Source organism: Pseudomonas sp. Marseille-Q5299 (assembly GCF_943737035.1).
Lineage (GTDB): Bacteria > Pseudomonadota > Gammaproteobacteria > Pseudomonadales > Pseudomonadaceae > Aquipseudomonas > Aquipseudomonas putida_E.
Genome location: NZ_CALSFR010000009.1, coordinates 156107 through 168456 on the forward strand (window position 1 = coordinate 156107; position 12350 = coordinate 168456).

Consider the following 12350-nt stretch of genomic DNA (forward strand, 5'->3'; position numbering starts at 1 on the left):
GAGATTGAACATGGATTTAGGCTTGCAGGGTAAGCGGGTGCTGGTCAGCGGCGCCTCCCGAGGCATTGGCCGAGCTATCGTGAAGTTGTTTCTCGAGGAAGGCGCCCAAGTGGCATTCTGTGCTCGGGGGCAAACAGGCGTTCAGAGCGCGCAGCTCGAGTTTGGCGAGCGCGCTTGGGGCACTGCGGTGGATGTTACCCAGCCCGAGCATGTTCGGGCCTGGGTCAATGAAGCAGCGCAGCATATGGGCGGGCTGGATATCGTCGTGCCCAACGTCAGTGCTTTGGCTGGGGGTGATGACCTGGAGACCTGGCGGCGAGCCTTCGACACCGACCTGTTGGGCAGTGCAACGATGGTCAAAGCCGCCCTGCCCGCTCTTCGTCAATCACAAGCGGCAGCGGTCGTGCTCATCTCGAGCGTCTCGGGCCGCGAGGTCGATATGTTCGCAGAACCCTATGGCGTTCTGAAGGCAGCCTTGCTTCACTACGGCAAGACCCTCTCGGTGCGCCATGCCCATGAGGGCATCCGCGTTAACTCCGTTTCTCCAGGCAATGTGTATTTCCCGGAAGGCGTGTGGGGAGATATCGAACGAGAACAACCCGATACCTTCGCCAAATGCCTGGCCGAAAACCCGATGGGGCGTATGGCTACTCCGGAAGAGGTCGCTAAAGCGGTGGTGTTCCTGGCCAGTCCCGCGGCAAGTTTCACAACCGGTACCAACCTTCTGGTCGATGGCGGCCTGACGCGCTCAGTGCAGTTCTGAGTGCCCGCCTCGGTATTGGCTCTAGGAGCGAGGATCGACGTGATGAAACTTTATATCTACGAACACTGCCCCTTCTGTACGCGCGCCCGCATGATCGTTGGGCTCAAGCGTCTTCCGGTAAGGCTTGAAGTCATCATGGAGGGTGATGCTGAGACACCTACCCGCCTGATCGGCAAGAAAGCCGTGCCGATCCTGCAGAAGGAGGATGGCAGTCACATCGGCGAGAGCCTGGACATTGTTCGGTATCTCGACGGCATCGGCCCTCCCGCCCTGGTCGCACCCCAAGATCGCGCACTCGACGCATGGGTCAAGGAAGCTTGGCCGACAGCGCTCAAACTTTTTATTCCACGGTTCGTAAACGGGCAGTTTGCGGAGATCGCCACGCCAACCGCGAGGGAGGCTTACCGCCGGCGGGAAGAGCAAGCCTTCGGTGACTTGGAGGTGCTACGGGAGCAAACGCCGAAACTGGCCGCTGAAATGCAACCCCTGTTTGATGCCCTGGCGCCATTGGTAGCAGATAGAGCGAAACTCGGAATCAACGACATTACCCTCTGGCCAGTGTTGCGATCGCTGTCCATCGTCCAACAGATAGCATTTCCGGCACAGGTACTCGGTTACATGCAGCGGCTGAGTGCGTCATGTAATGTTCCCCTGCTGTTCGGGCAAGAAGCGTGATTTGCCGATGGTCTGCCAATCTTTACGGCGCCAGCTAAGATGCTGACGGTGGACGTCAGCCGCCGTGTGGTGAGCTTCAATCAGCTTCACTTCCCCGTCAAAGCTACGCCCAGCCGGATTTTGACATTGCTCTTGCGCAACCAAGGGCATGTCGTGAGCAGACCGACGATTTACAGAGAAATCTGGGGGTACCAGTTCGATCCTGGTACCAAGATCATCGACGTACAGATTTGCTATCTGAGAAAGCTTCTGAAGACATTGGACGCGCCGGTCGAGATCAAAACCTTTCGGGGCAAAGGCCTTTGCCTGCAGTTGACTGTAAGAAGAGCAGCGTGACAGTGGTGTTTGGCGTGCCGGATGAGGTTTTCAGTGATTTGATCGCCTCCCCCATCAGCTGCCCTGCGAACCGAACCGTTGTTTATCGGGCATCACATTGCGGGGACTTTTCTTTCACTTAATTTTCACGGGGCTTGAGCGAGCCTGAAGCTACCCCTACGTGTGATAGACCTTGCCCGCCTAGCAGCGGGCTTTCTTTTGTGCGCAAATAACCATCCGCTCAAGCCATTCTTCCGCTGAACTGCCTGCATCTTACGAAGGCCGTCTTGAGTAGCTCTAAGCGCTCGGCAGTTTCTACCCAGCGGGTAATGAAATGCGAGTGCAGTTCGTTACGTGAAAAATCCAAGTACCTGGATGAGTTTGGAATGCTTGGTGCTATCCCTTGCTGTGTTCAGGTGACGATGGCCCCGTACCGCGCTTGATGCCCCGCGGCCCAAGTACACCCCAGATAGCCAGGCCGATAATTGGCAGCGCCAGCAGCAGCAACGCCCACATTGCCTTCGTCACATCGGGCTTGTCGCTACGAAACACGCTGACGATCGCCCATAGATCAACCAGCAGGATGATCGCCGCCACCGCAATCCAGAAATATGTCACAGGCTCGGTCATGATCGCCTCTCCTCTGCTTGGGGAACAGGCCGCACCGTCTTCGCGTACATCACGGCCCTTACTCAAAAGAAGTCATCGCGCGTGGCAAAGTTCAGACGATGTTGAGCGGTCGGGATAAGCGGAGGCCATCGGCAATGAACCAACATCGCATCCAGCACGTCCACCGAAAAACAGCAACGAGAGCTGCGCAGTGGCTACCGCTCCCCTGTCCGAAACGCTTGAATACCTCAAGTCGCACAAATTGCTGCTGACTACCGCCGAATCCTGTACGGCTGGCACGATGATCGCCCTGCTGGCCACGTTACCGGGGACCGGAGAGGTGCTGGAAAGCGGCTATGTAGTCTACTCACCCAGTGCCAAGCAGCGCCTGCTCGGCGTGAGCCCGAAAACCATCGAGCGCTACGGATTGACCAGCGAAGCGGTCGCTCGGGAAATGGCCTTGGGCGCGCTCGGGCACAGCGACGCGACCGTTGCTATCGCCACCACCGGCATCAGCGGGCCGGAACCTCATGACGGTATCGCGCCTGGCACCCTTTGTTTCGCCTGGGCATTTGCGGGTGAGCCATTGGCGGTGTTCACCCGCAGCCAACGGTTTTTTGGTGAGCGCGCCGATGTCATGCGTGAGGGGGCGCTCTACGGGTTGACGCGTCTGGCGCATTATCACCAGCGCTGGCTTCGCGGTGAGCGCGCGTGAGGGCACCACCATGAACGACGATGAGCGCGTTTCCAGGCGTCATCCCGTCGAGGAAGACATGCCTATGCAGCAACGCGTGTGGCGCTTCGAACGGGTCGGCTGGTATGCGCTGGTGTTGATCGTGCTGATGGCGCTTGCGGGGCTGTTCGGCAATGGCCCGCTCAGTGATGCCCAACTCGTGAGTACAGATGGGCGAGTGGCAGTGGCGTATCAGCGGCTCAGCCGCAGCGGTACATCTGAAAACGTGCGCATCACTGTTCACGGGATTGCTGGGCAGCCGGTGATGATACTGCTCGGGGGCGACTTGCTGCGCCAAGCGAGTATCGAAATGCTGCAACCACAACCGCAGAAGTCGCTCTCGCACGGCGAGTCGCTGCTGCTGCAGTTGGGCACCAGCAAGGATGGAGTGGCCACGCTCTACCTCACCTTGCGCAGCGAACACGTCGGCCCCCTTGAAGGGATCGTCAGCGCCGGCCCGCAAAGCGCGGTGCATTTCTCTACCTTCGTTTATCCGTAGGAGCGACCATGGACTCCATTCTTCGCGCGGCAGGCATGTACCTCGCTCTGATGTTGCTGTTTCGCGTGGCTGGCCGGCGTTCACTGGCGGACTTGACCACTTTTGACTTCGTGTTGCTGCTGATAATTGGCGAAGCGACTCAGCAGGCTTTACTGGGCGATGACTTCTCCTTCACCAACGCCATGCTGGTCATCGCCACCTTGATCGCGCTAGATGTCGGCTTGTCGCTGGCCAAGCTCAATTCCAAACGGCTGGCGCGACTGCTAGACGGGCACGCTACGCTGGTGGTCGAACAAGGACGCTTTCTTCATCACCGCATGCGTAAAGCGCGGCTGACAGAAGACGACATACTTGAGTCTGCTCGCGACAGCCAGGGCATAGAAACTGTAGCCAAGATCAAATTTGCCATCGTCGAACGCAACGGCAAGATTTCGATAATCCCTCAGGACTGATCGGGCCGCAGCAGATACTCCAGCAGGCGTGCTGGTGCACGCGCTGATGCCTGGGCCTGCTGCGGGAAGCTGGTTCGGTTCAAGGCTGTTGGTAATGGCCCGGCGACGTGCCGGGCTCATGGTCATGCTCCAGGCGCTGTACCTGCACATCAGAGAACGAAGACGCTTCGTTGCGATGAAGCCCCTGCAGGTACTCACGGGCGGCCTCCCTGCTCAGGTCTTCTTCGTCGCTGCGACACTCGCAAGTGCCAGGCTGGTTGTCGAGGATATAGCTGATCAAATAAAGGTACTTGGCCATCGCTTCAATTCTCCGAGGTTACGGGTGAAGAAGGAGTGGGTATCTAAGCATTAGATTGACTTGCAACCATGAGCCGCACCAGCACTTCGTGGTCGACCGGTCTGCTGAGCAAGAAACCTTGCACTTCATGGCACCGGTCATCACTGAGCAGCGCCAGTTGCTCAGCGGTCTCAACGCCCTCGGCGGTGACCGTCATGCCCATCGCATTGCCCAGGTTGATGATCGCCTGAACCACACTGCGGTCACTTGCGCTCTTGCCCAAAGATTGAACGAAACGTTTGTCTATCTTGATGCTGTCGAACGGATAAGTTCGCAGGTAGCCCAAGGAAGAATAACCGGTACCAAAGTCATCCATGTTCAAGCGAACCCCCAGTTCCTTTAACGCGTTCATGGTCTGCAGGGCACCTTCGACGTCATTGAGCATCACATTTTCGGTGATCTCCAATTCCAGGCGATGGGCAGGTAACCCTGTATGTCGCAACGCCTCGGCAACATCACGCACTACGTCACTGCGGCTGAACTGGGCCGGCGACATGTTGACCGAGACCATGATCTCCATTGGCCACGTCTTGGCCTTGGCACATGCTTCGTGGAGGACCCAGTTACCCAACTGCACGATCAGATCGGATTCCTCGGCCAAGGCAATGAATCGATCCGGGCGCAGCAAGCCCTTGCGCGGATGCTGCCAACGCACCAGCGCTTCCGCCGAGGCAACCGTCGTACCGTCGACCTTGTAGCGCGGCTGGAAATGCAGCACGAGCTCGTCACGGCCGATGCCTTCGCGCAGCTCCCGTTCGAGCATGCGTTTCTCCAGCAGCGCTTCGTTCATCTGCGCAGAAAAGTAGCGCCAGGTATGCTTGCCAGCAGACTTTGCGCCGTATAGCGCGATGTCTGCATATCGGATCAAGTCACTTGCAGTGCCAGGATAATCAGCTGAAAGAGCTACGCCGAGGCTGACACCGACCTGAACGCAATGGCCCTCCGCCAGAATAGGTCGTTGCAGTGACTCCACCACTCGGGCACAGAAGCCATCCACTTCTGTTCGCTGTCCGGGACGTGAGAGCACGATGATGAATTCGTCCCCTCCAAGACGGGCCACCAGGTCACTTTCTCGCGTTATTTCATCAAGGCGCCTCGCCACCTCAATGAGCACCGCGTCGCCGGTCGGGTGGCCAAGGCTGTCATTGATGGGCTTGAAGTTATCAAGGTCCAGCAAAATCAGCGCTACGGCCTGTGGCGAAGCGCCCTGTGCAGCCTGTTCCAGAAATCGGAAAAGTTTGTTGCGGTTGGGCAGCCCTGTAAGGGCGTCGTGCAGCGACAGGTGCTGGATCTGGGCATGAGCGGCGACTTCGTCGGTGATATCGCTGCAGGTTCCACGAAACCCTTTACAGTGGCCATGATCGATACTTGCCCGTGCCGCAATGCGACAAATACGCTGCTGCCCGAGGTGGTCATGGTATTGGCAGCGCAAGCTGCCCGTAGCGTGGCTGGCGGCCAAGCCGTGCAGCCAATGTTCCAGGTGCGCGGTATCGCAATCGAGCAGTTCGGTAATCGGTCGATGCAGCCAAGCGCCTGCCGGGTGCCCGGTTAGCTCGGCAAATCGAGCCGACAGGTAGATCAGATGCAAATCGGCATCGGTCTCCCATATCCAGTCGGATGAAGCTTCGGCCACAGCCCTGAACCGCTCCTCGCTGGTTTCCAGCGCCGCTTTGGAGGCGGCAAGCTGCTGGTGGCTGCGGTCGATACCCGTGCTGGCGCGCATGGCATAACGGGCGAACAGCGTCACCAATACGCCAATGAGCACGACTGCTAACGCTAGCGCTGGCACCACCGTAGAAATCAGCTCACTGCCCGGCCGTACGATGTTCCACGTCAGAATATGAGCGCTGCCTTCCAGTGGCAGGGCTCCCCTCGCCTCGTCACCGGTGTTCAGATCGGTGACGGCGAGGCCAGACAGACCAGCAGCACGGCCCAAAGGTTCGAGCACGCTGGCATCGAGCACCCTGACAAACACCATAACTGCGCTGGGAGCGGGTAGATGATGCGGCATAGAAGGCGGCTGAATGACCGCAGCGGCGAAAATCGCTGGTTGCTCACCGAACCGGAAGTAACCTGAGGCGGCTTGTTGCTTGGCAGCAACCTGCCGCGCCTGGCTGATGATCCTGTCTGCCTGAAGGCTGTAGCGAGCGAAGCCTTCACCGCTCAATTGGCCATTGACCATGGCATAAGGGGTGCCATTGCCATCTAATACGAACACGGCCGTATAACCATCCGCGGTATACAGCGTGGGGCCCACGTTGTCCTCATCAAAAGCCCACTGCACATCGGCTTCGCGACCCAGGTGATCAAATGCCGATTGCCAGATCGCATGGGTAAGTACATAGCTGCGCTCATTTTTTTGTAGCTGGTTCATTGCAGATTCAGCATGAAAACGGCTTTGCGCCCTTTCGCGATGATCCAGTGACCCCGCGATTCGATAGAGGGACACCAACCCTACGATCAGCACTAGCATCAGCAGCCCGGAAAACACCAATATCAACTGTCGAACCACATGGCTGCGCGTCGACAGATCATTGCTATTGCTATTGATTGCGTCCATTCAGTCACCGAATGCCTGGGATTTTTACGATTGACTGAACGGACACCGGAAATGATCGCTAAAAGTGACAACCGGTGGCCTGCGCGTCGGTCGCCCTGGATCTACCGGCAATCAAATGGAACAGGCCTGGGGTATCGCTGCCTAACCAGAGGCAACCCCACCGCACAGGAGCCACGACATGGCAGCTTCCAACCAACCCGACCCGTATGTCGATGAAGTCCCTCAGAACCCGGGGGAGCCAGCTCCCAAGCCTGGCCCGGACGATGAGGCGCCTGATTGGCCTGATGATCAGGTACCACCTGAAGAGCAGTCTGATGGCTGATCACCTTTCCCCTGGGAAATGTTCCATGCGCGCACTCAGAGCCTTTTACGCTGTGTTACCGGTTGCTTGCGGCCTTGGTTTATGGGGCTGCAGCGCTGCCACTACCAAATCCCCCGTAGAGGCACCTGGTAGGCCTGCAACGACTGGCACTCAATTGCTCGAAGCAGGCGCTGCGGTGCTTCAGGCCAAGCCCCCGATTGATGCGCTCAACGCCTACCTCAACGGGTTTCATTTTTATAACGGTCAGCCAGACGCCCAAATGGAGGCTCATCACTACTGCGCGATTCTCAACGAAGACGTCATTCAATGCGTGATTTACGACGGCAATACCCAGGCTGCCAAGATCATGGGCGTCGAATACATCATTGACGCCAGCCTGTTCGCCAAACTGCCTGCCGCTGAAAAGCCCATGTGGCACAGCCATGGCTATGAGGTCTCCTCCGGCCAGTTGAGCGCACCGGCGATACCCGCGAGCGCCGAGCATGCCTTGATGAAGCGCTTGGCCCATACCTATGGCAAGACGTGGCATACCTGGCACACCGATCAGGGCAAGCGGCTGCCCCTTGGTGTGCCGCAGTTGATGATGGGGTTCACTGCAGATGGGCAGGCCGATCCGTCCATGGTTCGCCAACGCAATCAACGATTGCAGCTGGATATGCGCAAAAGCAAGGCCCTACGCGCCGACATCCCCATCCCTCCAGCCGATCCCGCAGCCGATGGCTGGCAGCATGGCAATATCATCCAGATCACCGACCCGACCGGCCAGCACGATCATGCCCCGGCTGCCCTCCCGACAGCCAACGATTCGAACAGTCGTTCAAGCCCATGAATCGGGTCAGGCGATCAATGCCGGAAGCTGGCGTGCGAGCAGTTCGGCAGCTGAAGGCTTGAGGCGGGACGGTGCCAACTTGTCGCGCGGCACCCACTTGCACGCCACGATTTCGTTTCCCGGCACAGGGTGGTCTTGTTCATCGATCTGCAATGTGAAGATGTGATGGACAATACGACCCGCACGGACAGTGCACAGTGCTACCAGACGCCGGCGGCGAATACCTGTTTCCTCCTGGAGTTCGCGTATGGCCGCATTGTGGGGAGGCTCGTGCGGTTTGACGCCGCCCCCCGGGAAATTCCATTTGCGCGATTTGCGGCGCACCAGCAATAGCCTGCCGCTGCGAAAGCAAAGCACTGTAGCTCTTGCTCGAAGCTCGCCTTGTTTAGGCATGGTCACCTCCTTTACCCATTCTTGAGTAACGGTGGACTACCTGAATATTCGGTACGTTCAAAACTCTGTCCGTATCATGGCCGGCACTACAGTCAGACCTGCAAAAGGAAATCGCGCGCCAGCAATTGAATCGACAATCCCGCGCGTGGATTGGCAGCGCGTAGTTCATCTTCCACTCGCCGAAGCTGACTCAGGTTTGAGGAGCGATGGTTCGCAAGCAAATTTGCGGGCACGTCCCACACCCCAGGCCAATGCCCGGGTCATCGACTCTCCAGGCCGAGAGTCGAAAGCTTCTTCGTGCAGCGCGGCCCCAGAGGGTGCGTAGACGCCTATGAACATCTGCGTGTTTCCGGTGCGGGATAACCGGACTTGCACGTCGATGTGAGTTCCATCGTCAAGAATTTCGTCATGGCTGCGATTGTGAAGACTGGGGTCTGCCCAGTCCCAGTACACATGTCCTCGAGTTCTCATAAAGCCTCCCTCGGTATTCGGCCTGCCCTTCTTACTAGATACTTAAAATAGCGAACCTGTTCAGGCAGACAATCGAAAGTCCGTGAATTGAGAACTGAATCTGACTATCGGCAGAAAAGCTATACAGTCTCAATATTTTGTATAGTTTCCGAGGGTTCTACAGTTCTTCGCTGGAGTCCCGGTGGGGATCTCAATCCTCATTAACGTTGTCTCAGGTAGGGATGGGTGATGATGGCCTCAAGGTACCGTCAACCTTTGACCCACCAACCTGCAGGAGAGGAACTCGAATGGTACCGTTCGACCTTCAACGGATGCTCCTCGGCGAGCTGCCTCTCGCCTTTCTTCTGGAAGTCGCCTTCAGGGTCTTGGCGGCTTTTACAGCTGTATTCTTCTTTCTCAAATTCAGTGGCCGACGCGGGATCAAACAGCTCTCCCGCTTCGAGCTGGTCGTCATTCTGACCCTTGGCTCCGCTGCCGGCGATGTGACCTTCTACGAGGATGTTCCCCTGCTCCCGGTGGGACTGGTGTTCCTGACGCTCCTGCTGCTGTATCGGGGTATCGTCTTCCTCATGAAACGAAGCAAGGCTTGCGAAGCCTTGATTGATGGATTGCCAATAACAGTAGTGAAGGACGGCATGTACGAAATCCACTCGCTGCGCAATATGAACATTTCGTCGAACGAGCTCTTCATGGAGCTACGCCAGCGAGGTGTCGAGCACTTGGGCCAGGTACGTTTAGGTCTGCTGGAAACCGACGGAGAACTCAGCGTGTATTTCTATGGGCCGGAGGACACCAGGGCCGGCCTGTCAGTACTTCCATTCGAGCATCGGCCGGAATACACAACACCGCCCCAGGCTGGCCTCTATTGTTGTGTGGGCTGTGGCTTTCCTGCCTACCATCAGTCGCACGATTCGATCGCGTGTGAACGCTGCAGCCATGCTGTCTGGTCTCCAGCACTGCACACGCTGCGCAACCGTTAGCTGATACCGCCTGCCCTCTCCTCTGAACTTTGCTGCCTCTGCAGCATTCAGCTGCCTTAGTCACGCAACACATTGCAGGCATTCATGAGAAGGGGTTTCTACCATGATCGATCAAGCGACAGGCATGAAACCAGGCGAACGCTACTGCGTGGAGAACGTCGAGCGCGCTCATCAGTTCCCTGGCTTCTTTCAAGACGGCAAGTACTACCTTGGCCCCGAGCTGCTCACGGCAGTCGGCTGGCTCGAAGGGACGAAGTTCATCTATGACAGTCTGGATGCGCAAGGTGAACCGGTCTTCCCGGAGCGGGTGGCGGGCACCATTGAGGGCATGAAGCTGGTGCTGGTCGACGGCACTGCACTGCAGCTCTCGAAGATAGCAGCCAGTGATACCCTCCTACCTACGGCTGGCAACATCGAGCAAGCCTCACAACCTGACGAACCTGAAGCTCCAGCACCGGTAAAGGGCCCGTTGCGCGGCAAGGTCGTGGTCATCACTGGCGCATCGAGTGGTATAGGCAGGGCTGCCGCGCATGCCTTCGCTTGCAAAGGCGCGCGGCTGGTGCTCGCCGCACGCGATGAGCAGGCGTTGTTCGACGTGCTGGACGAATGCACCGACTGTGGAACAGACGCCGTGGCAATCATTACCGACGTCACCCGTAGCGACCAGGTGCAAGCGCTGGCCACCCAGGCGGCCGAATTTGGCCATGGCCGGATCGATATCTGGGTCAACAACGCAGGCGTTGGCGCGGTGGGCAACTTCGAGCAAACGCCCCTGGAGGCACATGAACAGGTCATTCAGACCGACCTGATCGGTTACCTGCGCGGCGCCCACGTGGCCCTGCCCTATTTCAAGGCCCAACGCAGCGGCATCCTCATCAACACACTGTCACTGGGAAGCTGGGTTGCCCAGCCCTACGCGGCCGCCTATTCGGCGAGCAAGTTCGGCCTGCGCGGCCTGACCGAGGCGCTGCGCGGAGAACTGACGGAGTTCCCCGACATCCACGTCTGCGACATTTATCCAGCGGTCATGGACACCCCAGGCTTCAGGGATGGCGGCAATTACACCGGCCATGCGCTCACACCACCCGGGCCGATCTACGATGCGGAGCGGGTAGCCAAGGCCATGGTAGCCAGCGCTATCTCCCCACGCGCCAACACCACGGTGGGCGCTGCCGCTCGCCTTGCCCACCTGGCAAGCTACGTCGTCCCGCGCCTGGCGCTGGTTTCAGGGTGGCTCACACGCAAGGCCTTGAGCCGCAGCCCCAACGCAGAGATTTCTTCCGGCAACCTGTTCGAGCCACCGAGTGGCCGACGCAGCGTGGACGGTGGCTGGAAATCCAGCAAAGGCAACATGCCGTTGTGGGTCGTGGCGGCAGCCCTCGGGGTCATCGCCGGGCTGGCCGTCACCCGCTCGCAACGCAGGCGCCGTTAAGCGCACCACCGAGCAACGAGCAGGAACTTTGCTCGCCATTGCGGGCCCCTATTTAAGGTCTATCGGTAAAGGAGATGAATGATGAGTGCACAACTGAACGGTAAGCGCGTGGCCTTTCTGGTCACCGACGGCTTCGAGCAGGTGGAACTGACCGGCCCTCGTGAGGCGTTGGAAAACAGCGGTGCGGTGGTCGACATCCTGGGGGATAAGGAAGGTACGGTCCGTGGCTGGAACCATGACAAGCCCGCCGACGAATTCGCCGTGGACGCGACTTTCGAGGGTGCCCATCTCGATCTTTACGATGCCCTGGTGCTGCCCGGCGGCGTTCAGAACTCCGACACGATTCGCTTGATTCCCGGCGCGCAAAAGCTGGTTAAAAGCCACGACGCAGCAGGCAGACCGCTGGCTGTCATCTGCCACGGTGCCTGGCTGCTGGTATCGAGCGGGTTGGCCAAAGGCAAGCGGATGACCAGCTACAAGACCTTGCAGGATGATATTCGCAACGCCGGCGGCACGTGGGTGGATGAACAGGTAGTGGTGGATGGCAACCTGATCAGCAGCCGCCAGCCGGACGATATCCCCGCCTTCAATGAACAGTTGATCAAAGCGTTGGCAGGCTGAGTTTCGCGTACCTGCGCAGAGTGTGAACAGCAGCGAAACGATTGGGATTGTGCCTGATGGAAGACTGGATCGATTTGTTGGAATGGCCTGCCATGGCTGTCACGGTATTGGCAGCCTGGTGTATAGGCTCGCGCCGTCCCGGCCGGCGTAAAGTGGGGTTCTGCTGCTTCATCGCCAGCAACCTGCTGTGGTCGGTCTGGGGCTTGCACGCTCAAGCGTGGGCTTTGATCGTGCTGCAGGTCGTGCTGTGCCTCATGAACCTTAGGGGCTGGCGGAAGAACAAAATTGCGTCAAAGAGGACGCAGGGAGCCCACTCTCGGCCTGCTTGATCAGCTGACAGGGTTTACCCAATGCACATG

At 58.5% G+C, this 12350-nt stretch carries 17 protein-coding genes; 12 read left to right on the top strand and 5 right to left on the bottom strand.

The annotated features are described in order from the left end of the window. Positions 1 to 10 precede the first annotated feature (10 nt). From NGJ21_RS23305 to NGJ21_RS23315, 3 genes are read left to right on the top strand one after another with little or no spacing between them, the layout of a single operon-like run. On the top strand, positions 11 to 763 hold the full coding sequence (locus NGJ21_RS23305; protein ID WP_125923143.1) for an SDR family NAD(P)-dependent oxidoreductase: 753 nt from the start codon (positions 11 to 13) through the stop codon (positions 761 to 763). Positions 764 to 805: 42 nt separating this feature from the next. Further along, positions 806 to 1438: a glutaredoxin 2 gene (grxB, locus tag NGJ21_RS23310; protein WP_251962742.1), complete on the top strand. Its 633-nt coding sequence runs from the start codon at positions 806 to 808 to the stop codon at positions 1436 to 1438. 39 nt (positions 1439 to 1477) lie between these two features. Further along, positions 1478 to 1774, top strand: coding sequence for a winged helix-turn-helix domain-containing protein (locus tag NGJ21_RS23315; protein ID WP_125923141.1), 297 nt, complete (start codon positions 1478 to 1480; stop codon positions 1772 to 1774). Between the two features lie 375 nt (positions 1775 to 2149). On the opposite strand, the gene NGJ21_RS23320 is transcribed toward NGJ21_RS23315, so the two are convergent. Continuing rightward, a complete protein-coding gene (locus NGJ21_RS23320; protein WP_046786310.1) occupies positions 2150 to 2383 on the bottom strand; it encodes a PLDc N-terminal domain-containing protein in 234 nt (77 codons plus the stop codon). 190 nt (positions 2384 to 2573) lie between these two features. Here NGJ21_RS23320 and NGJ21_RS23325 point away from each other — a divergent pair, with 190 nt between their 5' ends. The 3 genes from NGJ21_RS23325 to NGJ21_RS23335 are packed head-to-tail and all read left to right on the top strand — an operon-like array spanning position 2574 to position 4046. Further along, a complete protein-coding gene (locus tag NGJ21_RS23325) occupies positions 2574 to 3077 on the top strand; it encodes a CinA family protein (protein WP_046786311.1) in 504 nt (167 codons plus the stop codon). A 10-nt stretch (positions 3078 to 3087) separates the two neighbouring features. After that, positions 3088 to 3594: a hypothetical protein gene (locus NGJ21_RS23330; protein WP_125923140.1), complete on the top strand. Its 507-nt coding sequence runs from the start codon at positions 3088 to 3090 to the stop codon at positions 3592 to 3594. Positions 3595 to 3602: 8 nt separating this feature from the next. Beyond that, positions 3603 to 4046 carry a DUF421 domain-containing protein gene (locus tag NGJ21_RS23335; protein WP_115274900.1) on the top strand — a complete coding sequence of 148 codons (444 nt, stop codon included), beginning with the start codon at positions 3603 to 3605 and terminating at the stop codon, positions 4044 to 4046. Positions 4047 to 4125: 79 nt separating this feature from the next. Here NGJ21_RS23335 and NGJ21_RS23340 read toward each other — a convergent pair whose 3' ends face one another. Both NGJ21_RS23340 and NGJ21_RS23345 read right to left on the bottom strand, forming a co-directional pair. Beyond that, on the bottom strand, positions 4126 to 4344 hold the full coding sequence (locus NGJ21_RS23340) for a hypothetical protein (RefSeq protein ID WP_046786312.1): 219 nt from the start codon (positions 4342 to 4344) through the stop codon (positions 4126 to 4128). Positions 4345 to 4387: 43 nt separating this feature from the next. Then, complete coding sequence (locus NGJ21_RS23345; RefSeq protein ID WP_251962743.1) at positions 4388 to 6943, bottom strand: bifunctional diguanylate cyclase/phosphodiesterase; 2556 nt, start codon at positions 6941 to 6943, stop codon at positions 4388 to 4390. Positions 6944 to 7121: 178 nt separating this feature from the next. On the opposite strand from NGJ21_RS23345, the gene NGJ21_RS23350 reads away from it, so the two are divergent. Further along, positions 7122 to 7265 (top strand): hypothetical protein, encoded by a 144-nt coding sequence (locus tag NGJ21_RS23350; protein ID WP_158621126.1) that lies wholly within the window; start codon positions 7122 to 7124, stop codon positions 7263 to 7265. 25 nt (positions 7266 to 7290) lie between these two features. Then, on the top strand, positions 7291 to 8094 hold the full coding sequence (locus NGJ21_RS23355) for an OBAP family protein (protein WP_251962786.1): 804 nt from the start codon (positions 7291 to 7293) through the stop codon (positions 8092 to 8094). 6 nt (positions 8095 to 8100) lie between these two features. On the opposite strand, the gene NGJ21_RS23360 is transcribed toward NGJ21_RS23355, so the two are convergent. Both NGJ21_RS23360 and NGJ21_RS23365 read right to left on the bottom strand, forming a co-directional pair. Next, the gene (locus NGJ21_RS23360; RefSeq protein WP_119689022.1) at positions 8101 to 8487 is read right to left on the bottom strand and encodes an NUDIX domain-containing protein; all 387 of its coding nucleotides are present in this window, start codon (positions 8485 to 8487) and stop codon (positions 8101 to 8103) included. Positions 8488 to 8652: 165 nt separating this feature from the next. Further along, entirely contained in the window at positions 8653 to 8958 is a 306-nt protein-coding gene (locus NGJ21_RS23365) for a hypothetical protein (protein ID WP_080952115.1), read from the bottom strand. A 287-nt stretch (positions 8959 to 9245) separates the two neighbouring features. Between NGJ21_RS23365 and NGJ21_RS23370 the strand changes: the two genes are divergently transcribed. The 4 genes from NGJ21_RS23370 (at position 9246) to NGJ21_RS23385 (ending at position 12320) form a co-directional block, all read left to right on the top strand. Continuing rightward, positions 9246 to 9938, top strand: a complete 693-nt coding sequence (locus NGJ21_RS23370) for a DUF421 domain-containing protein (RefSeq protein ID WP_115274904.1) — start codon at positions 9246 to 9248, stop codon at positions 9936 to 9938. A 103-nt stretch (positions 9939 to 10041) separates the two neighbouring features. After that, entirely contained in the window at positions 10042 to 11370 is a 1329-nt protein-coding gene (locus NGJ21_RS23375) for an SDR family oxidoreductase (RefSeq protein WP_251962744.1), read from the top strand. 81 nt (positions 11371 to 11451) lie between these two features. Beyond that, positions 11452 to 11991, top strand: coding sequence for a type 1 glutamine amidotransferase domain-containing protein (locus NGJ21_RS23380; RefSeq protein WP_046786317.1), 540 nt, complete (start codon positions 11452 to 11454; stop codon positions 11989 to 11991). Between the two features lie 56 nt (positions 11992 to 12047). Then, entirely contained in the window at positions 12048 to 12320 is a 273-nt protein-coding gene (locus NGJ21_RS23385; RefSeq protein WP_046786318.1) for a hypothetical protein, read from the top strand. Positions 12321 to 12350 lie beyond the last annotated feature (30 nt).

Excerpts from the sequence above, each read along its gene's own strand:
- NGJ21_RS23305 (WP_125923143.1), top strand. The coding sequence starts at position 11 with ATGGATTTAGGCTTGCAGGGTAAGCGGGTGCTGGTCAGCGGCGCCTCC.
- grxB (WP_251962742.1), top strand. The coding sequence starts at position 806 with ATGAAACTTTATATCTACGAACACTGCCCCTTCTGTACGCGCGCCCGC.
- NGJ21_RS23315 (WP_125923141.1), top strand. The coding sequence starts at position 1,478 with ATGCTGACGGTGGACGTCAGCCGCCGTGTGGTGAGCTTCAATCAGCTT.
- NGJ21_RS23320 (WP_046786310.1), bottom strand. The coding sequence starts at position 2,383 with ATGACCGAGCCTGTGACATATTTCTGGATTGCGGTGGCGGCGATCATC.
- NGJ21_RS23330 (WP_125923140.1), top strand. The coding sequence starts at position 3,088 with ATGAACGACGATGAGCGCGTTTCCAGGCGTCATCCCGTCGAGGAAGAC.
- NGJ21_RS23335 (WP_115274900.1), top strand. The coding sequence starts at position 3,603 with ATGGACTCCATTCTTCGCGCGGCAGGCATGTACCTCGCTCTGATGTTG.
- NGJ21_RS23340 (WP_046786312.1), bottom strand. The coding sequence starts at position 4,344 with ATGGCCAAGTACCTTTATTTGATCAGCTATATCCTCGACAACCAGCCT.
- NGJ21_RS23345 (WP_251962743.1), bottom strand. The coding sequence starts at position 6,943 with ATGGACGCAATCAATAGCAATAGCAATGATCTGTCGACGCGCAGCCAT.
- NGJ21_RS23350 (WP_158621126.1), top strand. The coding sequence starts at position 7,122 with ATGGCAGCTTCCAACCAACCCGACCCGTATGTCGATGAAGTCCCTCAG.
- NGJ21_RS23355 (WP_251962786.1), top strand. The coding sequence starts at position 7,291 with ATGCGCGCACTCAGAGCCTTTTACGCTGTGTTACCGGTTGCTTGCGGC.
- NGJ21_RS23360 (WP_119689022.1), bottom strand. The coding sequence starts at position 8,487 with ATGCCTAAACAAGGCGAGCTTCGAGCAAGAGCTACAGTGCTTTGCTTT.
- NGJ21_RS23365 (WP_080952115.1), bottom strand. The coding sequence starts at position 8,958 with ATGAGAACTCGAGGACATGTGTACTGGGACTGGGCAGACCCCAGTCTT.
- NGJ21_RS23370 (WP_115274904.1), top strand. The coding sequence starts at position 9,246 with ATGGTACCGTTCGACCTTCAACGGATGCTCCTCGGCGAGCTGCCTCTC.
- NGJ21_RS23375 (WP_251962744.1), top strand. The coding sequence starts at position 10,042 with ATGATCGATCAAGCGACAGGCATGAAACCAGGCGAACGCTACTGCGTG.
- NGJ21_RS23380 (WP_046786317.1), top strand. The coding sequence starts at position 11,452 with ATGAGTGCACAACTGAACGGTAAGCGCGTGGCCTTTCTGGTCACCGAC.
- NGJ21_RS23385 (WP_046786318.1), top strand. The coding sequence starts at position 12,048 with ATGGAAGACTGGATCGATTTGTTGGAATGGCCTGCCATGGCTGTCACG.